At 70.6% G+C, this 7,245-nt stretch carries 8 protein-coding genes; 2 read left to right on the forward strand and 6 right to left on the reverse strand.

Annotated elements, in window-relative coordinates:
- Positions 1-45 precede the first annotated feature (45 nt).
- Both P409_RS21340 and gcvA read right to left on the reverse strand, forming a co-directional pair.
- Positions 46-723, reverse strand: coding sequence for a response regulator transcription factor (locus P409_RS21340; RefSeq protein ID WP_034843407.1), 678 nt, complete (start codon positions 721-723; stop codon positions 46-48).
- Between the two features lie 202 nt (positions 724-925).
- Positions 926-1,807 (reverse strand): transcriptional regulator GcvA, encoded by an 882-nt coding sequence (gene gcvA, locus P409_RS21345; RefSeq protein ID WP_034843409.1) that lies wholly within the window; start codon positions 1,805-1,807, stop codon positions 926-928.
- A 94-nt stretch (positions 1,808-1,901) separates the two neighbouring features.
- On the opposite strand from gcvA, the gene P409_RS21350 reads away from it, so the two are divergent.
- The gene (locus tag P409_RS21350; protein WP_034843414.1) at positions 1,902-2,609 is read left to right on the forward strand and encodes an SDR family oxidoreductase; all 708 of its coding nucleotides are present in this window, start codon (positions 1,902-1,904) and stop codon (positions 2,607-2,609) included.
- A 129-nt stretch (positions 2,610-2,738) separates the two neighbouring features.
- Here P409_RS21350 and pncA read toward each other — a convergent pair whose 3' ends face one another.
- The 3 genes from pncA to P409_RS21365 all read right to left on the reverse strand — a co-directional run bounded on the left by pncA (position 2,739) and on the right by P409_RS21365 (position 5,207).
- A complete protein-coding gene (gene pncA, locus P409_RS21355; protein ID WP_034843418.1) occupies positions 2,739-3,455 on the reverse strand; it encodes a bifunctional nicotinamidase/pyrazinamidase in 717 nt (238 codons plus the stop codon).
- Positions 3,456-3,532: 77 nt separating this feature from the next.
- Entirely contained in the window at positions 3,533-4,585 is a 1,053-nt protein-coding gene (locus tag P409_RS21360; protein ID WP_081991679.1) for a bile acid:sodium symporter family protein, read from the reverse strand.
- 142 nt (positions 4,586-4,727) lie between these two features.
- Positions 4,728-5,207 carry a class I SAM-dependent methyltransferase gene (locus tag P409_RS21365; RefSeq protein ID WP_034843430.1) on the reverse strand — a complete coding sequence of 160 codons (480 nt, stop codon included), beginning with the start codon at positions 5,205-5,207 and terminating at the stop codon, positions 4,728-4,730.
- A gap of 149 nt (positions 5,208-5,356) precedes the next feature.
- On the opposite strand from P409_RS21365, the gene P409_RS21370 reads away from it, so the two are divergent.
- Positions 5,357-6,973: a glucan biosynthesis protein gene (locus tag P409_RS21370; RefSeq protein WP_034843420.1), complete on the forward strand. Its 1,617-nt coding sequence runs from the start codon at positions 5,357-5,359 to the stop codon at positions 6,971-6,973.
- Positions 6,974-6,989: 16 nt separating this feature from the next.
- Here P409_RS21370 and P409_RS39080 read toward each other — a convergent pair.
- A partial coding sequence (locus P409_RS39080) for a hypothetical protein (RefSeq protein ID WP_034843425.1) occupies positions 6,990-7,245 on the reverse strand: 256 nt, incomplete at its 5' end.

Raw genomic sequence — 7,245 nt, forward strand, 5'->3', positions numbered from 1 at the left:
AGAGGCAAACGCTTCGCACCGGAGAGGCCCGTTATCGTCATCGGGTCACTCCCGCGTCCCGCGCGACTGCACGCGATAGCCGGTGCCGCGCAGGGTGACGATGTCGATATCGGCGCCCTCCAGCTTGCGGCGGACGCGGGAGACCAGCAGCTCCAGCGCATTGACCGAGACATCGGCTTCGTCGCCGAACAGCTGGGTCATCAGCCGGTCCTTGGCCGCGACCTGGCCGGCGCGGGCCAGCAGGATCTCCAAGAGGCGGAACTCGCGGCGACCGAACTCGACATGCTGGCCGGCGACGGTGACGGCCTGGCCGGCCAGGTCGAGCGTGACGTTGCCGTGCGCGACGGTGCTGCTGGTCTGTCCGGCCGGGCGGCGCAGCAGGGCGCGCAGCCGCGCCTCCAACTCGCGCAGGTCGAAGGGCTTGACCAGGTAGTCGTCGGCGCCGAGGTCGAGGAGGCCGACCTTGTCGTCGATCTCCGACCGGGCGGTGACGACCAGCACCGGGGCGTCCATCCCGCGCCGGCGCAGGTCGCGCAGCACGGCGAAGCCGTCCTGGCCCGGCAGCATGATGTCCAGCAGCACGGCATCGAAGGCGTCGTGGCCGGCGGACTCGACCGCGGCCAGCCCGTCGCGCACCCATTCCACCGAATGGCCGGATTTGCGCAGCCGGTTCTCCACCGCCTCCCCGAGATCGGGATTGTCTTCGACCAGAAGGATCCGCATCCGCTCTTCTTGTCGGAAAGAATGGGGCGCGGCAAGTCGAGCCGGAGAGATCCTGGTGTTGCCTCTCCCGCCCCAACGCCGTCATTGCGAGCGCAGCGAAGCAATCCATCGGGCAGCAAGAGCGGAGGCATGGATTGCTTCGTCGGCTTCGCCTCCTCGCAATGACGTGAAAGAGAGTTCGCGAGGAAGGCAACGCAAGGAGTCAGCCCGCCGCCTCGGACAGCAGCCACAGCCGCATCGCCGCGACCTTGCGGGTGTCCCACAGCTCCGGCGGCGCGACGATGTGGAAGCCGCGGGCGGGCGGGAGGCTGATGCCGAGGTCCGGCGCCGCCAGCTGCCCGGCCCGCAGCTCACGCTCGACCAGCGGGCGGGGCACCAGGGCGATGCCCTGACCCAGCAGCGCCGCCTCGATCGCGTGCAGCGTGTGGCTGAAGCGGACGCCGCGGCGGGCCTCGGCCTCGTCGCGGCCGGCGGCGCGGTACCATTCGCCCCACAGGAAATGGGAATCGTGCAGCAGCGGCACCCGGGTGCCGAGATCGGCCGGGTCGAGCGTGCCGCCGGCCCGGCACAGTGCCGGGCTGCACACCGCCACCGGGTCGGCCGGGAACAGCAGCTGCGCGGACAGGCCGGCATCGACGCGGGTGCCGTAGCGGATGGCGATGTCGACGCCGTCGCGGCGGAAATCGACCAAGTCGTTGGAGGCGGAGAGGCGGACATCGATGCCCGGATGACGGCGGGTGAAGCCGTCCAACCGCGGCACCAGCCAGCGCGACACGAAGCTGGGCGTGGCGCTGACCGTCAGCACCTCGGCCTGCTGCATGATCCGCTCGGCGGCGTCGGCGATCAGGCGGAAGGCCTGCTCGACCGGCGGCAGCAGGGCCTCGCCGGCCGGGGTCAGGGCCAGGCCGCGGGCATGGCGCTCGAACAGCGGGGCACCCAACGCCTGCTCCAGCCCGCGCACCTGCTGGGCCACGGCGCTTTGGGTCACGTTCAGTGCCTCGGCCGCCGCCCGGAAGCTGAGATGCCGGGCCGCGGCGCGGAAGGCGCGCAGGCCGTTCAGCGGCGGCAGCCGGTCGGCGAGCATGTAGTTTTCCTGCAGCCTGGGTGAAGAACTTCCCGTTTGTCCCTTCGGCCCGGCGGGCGCATCTGTCAAGCAGGCGCGACAAGGAGACTGAAGCATGGGCACGACCGAACGGGTGGCGATCGTCACCGCCGCGAGCAAGGGGATGGGCGCCGCGATCGCGCGCGAGCTGGCCCGGCGCGGCTACAGGCTGGCGCTGTTCGCCACCTCCGACGCGGTGACCGCGCTGGCACAGGAACTGGGCGGCATCGCCGTGCAGGGATCGGTGACCGAGCCGGCGGACCTGCAGCGCCTGGTCGATGCGACGCTGGAGCGCTGGGGCCGGATCGACGCGCTGGTCAACAACACCGGCCATCCGCCGAAGGGCGACCTGCTGGCCATCCCGGACGCCGACTGGCATCTCGGTCTCGACCTGATCCTGGTCAATGTCGTGCGGCTGGCCCGGCTGGTGACGCCGACGATGGAGCAGGCGGGGAAGGGCGCCATCGTCAACATCTCCGCCTTCGGCGCGGCGCAGCCGGGCGCGGCCTTCCCGGTGTCGTCGGTGCTGCGGGCCGGGCTCTCGGCCTTCACCAAGCTCTATGCCGACCGCTACGCTGAAGCCGGGATCCGCATGAACAGCGTGCTGCCCGGCTTCATCGACAGCTATCCGGAGAAGCCGGAGCTGATCGCCCAGATTCCGGCGAAGCGCTTCGGCACGGTCGAGGAGATTGCGGCCACCACCGCCTTCCTGCTGTCCGACGAGGCCGCCTACATCACCGGCCAGAACCTGCTGGTCGATGGCGGGCTGGTGAAGGGGATCTGAGCGAGCAACCCGCCCCTACTGTCATCCTCGGGCTTGACCCGAGGATCCAGGGGCCACCAAGAGCTGTTCTTGAAAGCCCCTGGATTGCCGGGTCAAGCCCGGCAATGACAGGAAAAGGGCGGGACGACCTCAGCCGATATCCGCCGAGACGATCTTCTGCACCCCGGCCGCGGTCATCGCGGTCCAGGCCTTGGCCAGCGACCCTTCGGTGTCGATGCCGCGGCAGGCGTCGTCGATGACGAAGGCCTCGAACCCGGCCTTGCGGGCGTCGATGGCGCTGTAGCAGACGCAGAAATCGGTGGCGACGCCGACCGCGAAGACCCGGCGGATGCCGCGTTCCTTCAGGTACCCGGCCAGGCCGGTGGGCGTGCCGTCGGCCTCGTTGAAGGCGGAGTAGCTGTCGACCGTCGGATGGTAGCCCTTGCGGATCACCAGCTCCGCCGTCGGCAGCTTGAGGCCGGCCGACAGCTCCGCGCCGCCGGTGCCCTGGACGCAATGGTCGGGCCACAGCACCTGGTCGCCATAGGGCAGCTTGACGGTGTCGAACGGCTTGGCGCCGGGATGGGCCGAGGCGAAGGAGACATGGCCCGGCGTGTGCCAATCCTGGGTCGCGACGATGTTGGGAAAGCGCGTCGCCAGGGCGTTGATCACCGGCACCACCTTGTCGCCGTCGGCGACCGCCAGGCTGCCGCCGGGCAGAAAGCAGTTCTGCACGTCGATGACCAGCAGCACGTCGGCGTCGCCCGGCGTGATGGTCGCGGCGGCGGCGATGCCGGGCCGCAGCCAGGCGCTCGCGGCGACGGCACCGGCAGCGGTCAGGAATGTACGGCGGCCGATCCGGGACATAATTTCCCCCTCCGTGTCTGGTAATGCCGGAAGGCTGACATGGAGAGGGAGAGGTAACAAGTCCTAAAGCTGGAGCGTCAGGCTGCCTTCGCCGCCTGGCTGCGCGCCGGCGTCTCGCTCTTGTTCCGGTTGGCCTCGCGCACCTCCGCATCCGTCATCGGGCGGGCGGCGAGGCGGCCGGCGATGACGCTGACCGCCATCAGCTGGAAGAAGTGGAACACCATCACCGGCGCCAGCACCAGGCCGAGCTGCGGCGTGGCGCCGAACATCAGCCGGGCCAGCGGCACGCCGGTCGCCAGCGACTTCTTCGAGCCGCAGAAGGTGGCGGCGATGGTGTCCGGCAGGTCGAAGCCGACCAGGCGGCAGACGCCCCACATGATGGCGAAGGCGATGCCGAACAGCAGCACCACGCCGACCACGATCTCGACCAGCACGATCGGGTCCTGCTGCGACCAGATGCCGGACGCCATGGAATCGGCGAAAGAGCCGTAGACGATCGCCAGGATGATCACCCGGTCGGCCATCTTGATCCGGGCGTAGTGCCGGGTGGCCCAGGCGGCGAGCAGCGGCCGCACCAGCTGGCCGAGCACGATCGGCAGCACCACCAGCAGCGCCACCTTCAAGAGCACCGGGCCCAGCGGCATCGAGGTCCCCTGGCTGTGGGTGTACCAGGCCATCATCAGCGGCGTGATCAGCACGCCGATCAGGCTGGACAGGGTGGCGTTGAAGATCGAGGCCGGCAGGTTGCCGCGCGCCAGCGAGGTCATCGCCACCGAGGAGGAGATGGTCGAGGGCAGCACGGCGAGGAAGAAGAAGCCCAGCAGCAGGCCGGGCTCGATCCAGCCCTTGCCGATCGCGCCGGCGCCCAGCACCAGGGCCGGGAACAGGATGAAGGTGCCGGCGGTGGCCAGCAGGTGCAGCCGCCAATGCGACGCGCCGGCCCGCATCTTCTCCGGCGCCAGGGTCAGGCCGTAGAGGAAGAAGACGACGGAGACGCCGTAGGTGGAGATCCAGTCCCAGTGGAGGGGGCCGCCCGTGACGCCCGGTGTGGGCCAGAGACACGCCGCGAGGGCGACGAGGGGAAGGGCGATCATGAACCAGTCGGGCTTAGCCCGGCGTGCCTTGCTCATCACACTCTCACGTCTTGCTCGGGTGACCCGTGCATTCCGTATACAAGATAGGACAGGACACGCCGGGACCACCCCTGATCCGGCATGGGTGTGTTGCAGTGCGGCAATGTGTTGCGGATGCGAAGGGAGGCGGGGCCGCGCCTCAGCCCACGCGCCAGAGGAAATACGGCCAGTCCGGCGTGTCGAAGGGCAGGGCGGTCCAGCGCGGCGCCTGCATCGCCCGGTCGCTGACCACGAGGCCGCCCGGCGCCATCAGCCGGTCGATCAGCTCTGCCAGCCAGCCGGCCTGGGCGGCGTCGCGTGCCTTGTCCTCGCTGCCGAAATCGGCATGGGCCAGGGCGGCGGGCGCGCGGCCGGACAAGGCCGGCAAGGTCTCGCGGAAATCGCCCAGCACCAGGTCGGCGCCGGCGGGCGCGGCATCCGCCGGGGCGTGCAGGTCACGGTCGAAGGCGATGATCGCGCGGTCCGGGAACAGCTTGCGCAAATGGCTGTAGGTGCGGCCCTTGCCCAGCCCGATCTCCAGGACCGGGCCGGGCAGGCCCCGGATCTCCTCCGCCGCCCGCTCCAAGGCCCGGCGCTGGGTGGTCAGGCGGGCGATCATGCGGTCGAGGCGGCTGTCCATCGGATCCTCCATGCGGTCCTGTGATCTACGCCGCGGGCGGCCGTCTTGCAAAGGGGCCGACGCCAGGCCGGACTTGGCTTCCCGCCGTCCGGCTTGGTAAGGAAGGCACGACGCCCCGGCCGCCCGGAGGCCGCAGCGAAAGGACCGACATGCTCGACCGCCGTACCCTGCTGAAGCTGGCCGCCGCCACCCAGATGTTCGGGATGTTCGGAGGGGCCTCGGCCCTGGCCGCGCCGCCGGCCGGGCTGCGCTACGGCGATGCCGGGCCGTTCTCCTACGACGCGCTGAAGAACCGCGCCCGGACCATGGCCGCCGGGCCCTACGCCCCGCCGCCGCGGCCGGACCCGGCGATCGTGGAATCGATCGACTACGACGCCCATGGCAAGCTGAAGTACAAGCCGGAATATGCCCTGTACGGCGACGGCCAGCCCGGCGCCTATCCGGTCACCTTCCAGCATGTCGGCCGGTTCTTCCCGAAGACCGTGAAGATGCATGCGGTCGACCCCGCCGCCGGCACGGCGCGCGAGATCCTGTACGATCCGCAGTATTTCACCGTCGGCCCGGACAGCCCGGCCGCCAAGCTGGCGCCGGAGCCGTCGGCCTTCGCCGGCTTCTGGATCCAGGAGGCCAAGGACAAGGGCGACTGGAAGACCGAGGAGCCCTGGGTGGCGTTCCTCGGCGCCTCCTATTTCCGCGCCAAGGGCGAGCTCGGCCAGGTCGGGCTGTCGGCGCGCGGCATCACCATCACCCCGGGCTCGGGCGGGCCGGAGGAGTTCCCGGACTTCATCGGCTACTGGTTCGAGCCCGCCGGGTCCGACGCCGACGCGGTGACGGTCTATGCGTTGCTGGACGGGCCCAGCCTGACCGGCGCCTACCGCTTCCTGATGCGCCGCACCGCCGGCGTGGTGATGGATGTCGAGACCACGCTGTTCCTGCGCCAGCCGGTCGAGCGGCTGGGCGTGGCGCCGCTGACCTCGATGTTCTGGTACTCCGAGACCGTGAAGAAGACCGCGATCGACTGGCGGCCGGAGGTGCATGACAGCGACGGGCTGGCGATGTGGACCGGCGGCGGAGAGCACATCTGGCGGCCGCTGAACAACCCGGCGCGGATCGTGATCTCCAGCTTCTCCGACCAGTCGCCGAAGGGTTTCGGCCTGCTGCAGCGCGACCGCAACTTCGACCACTACCAGGACGGCGTGCGCTACCACCTGCGTCCCTCGGCCTGGGTCGAGCCGCTCGGCGACTGGGGCCGCGGCCAGGTGCAGCTGGTCGAGCTGCCGACCGACGACGAGATCCATGACAACATCGTCGCCTACTGGCACCCGGAGGCGCCGACCAAGGCCGGCGACGAGCTGCCCTTCGCCTACCGCATCCACTGGCTGGCGGACGAGCCCTATCCGACCGACTTGGCCCGGGTGGTGGCGACGCGGCTCGGCCGCGGCGGCCAGCCCGGCCAGCCACGCCCCGAGGGCGTGCGCAAGTTCATGGTCGAGTTTCTCGGCGGCCCGCTCGTCAACCTGCCCTTCGGGGTGAAGCCGGAGCCGGTGTTCTGGGCCTCGCGCGGCACCTTCTCCTCCTACACCCTGATGGAGGCGGTGCCGGACGACGTGCCGGGCCACTGGCGCGTCCAGTTCGACCTGGCGGTCGACGGCGACGACCCGGTCGAGATGCGCCTGTTCCTGAAGGTCGGCGACCAGGTGGCGTCCGAGACCTGGCTGTTCCAGTACCGCCCCTTCGTGTCGGACGCCCGGCCGGTGGGGAACTGAGCGGGAAGCGGCCGGGCTACAGCGCCTGGCCGCCGTCCTTGCCGTCGGGCCACCAGATGCGCCAGTCGCGCTGGCCGACGCGGCAGGCGATGCCACCGCCGCTGCGCGGGCCGTCCGGGCCCTCGACCGCCTCGACGAATTCGCGGCAGAAGCGGCCGGACGCGTCGATGAAGGTCGAGACCGGGCGGACCCGGCCGGTCGATGCCCCGTCGCGCCACGGCGTCTCGACCCCGTTCGGCGCCTGCTCCAGCACCTCGGCCCGCCGTGCCTCG

The sequence above is a fragment of the Inquilinus limosus MP06 genome (assembly GCF_000767795.1).
GTDB lineage: Bacteria > Pseudomonadota > Alphaproteobacteria > DSM-16000 > Inquilinaceae > Inquilinus > Inquilinus limosus_E.

Coding starts and splice junctions, on each gene's coding strand:
- P409_RS21340 (WP_034843407.1), bottom strand. CDS start 723: ATGCGGATCCTTCTGGTCGAAGACAATCCCGATCTCGGGGAGGCGGTG.
- gcvA (WP_034843409.1), bottom strand. CDS start 1,807: ATGCTCGCCGACCGGCTGCCGCCGCTGAACGGCCTGCGCGCCTTCCGC.
- P409_RS21350 (WP_034843414.1), top strand. CDS start 1,902: ATGGGCACGACCGAACGGGTGGCGATCGTCACCGCCGCGAGCAAGGGG.
- pncA (WP_034843418.1), bottom strand. CDS start 3,455: ATGTCCCGGATCGGCCGCCGTACATTCCTGACCGCTGCCGGTGCCGTC.
- P409_RS21360 (WP_081991679.1), bottom strand. CDS start 4,585: ATGAGCAAGGCACGCCGGGCTAAGCCCGACTGGTTCATGATCGCCCTT.
- P409_RS21365 (WP_034843430.1), bottom strand. CDS start 5,207: ATGGACAGCCGCCTCGACCGCATGATCGCCCGCCTGACCACCCAGCGC.
- P409_RS21370 (WP_034843420.1), top strand. CDS start 5,357: ATGCTCGACCGCCGTACCCTGCTGAAGCTGGCCGCCGCCACCCAGATG.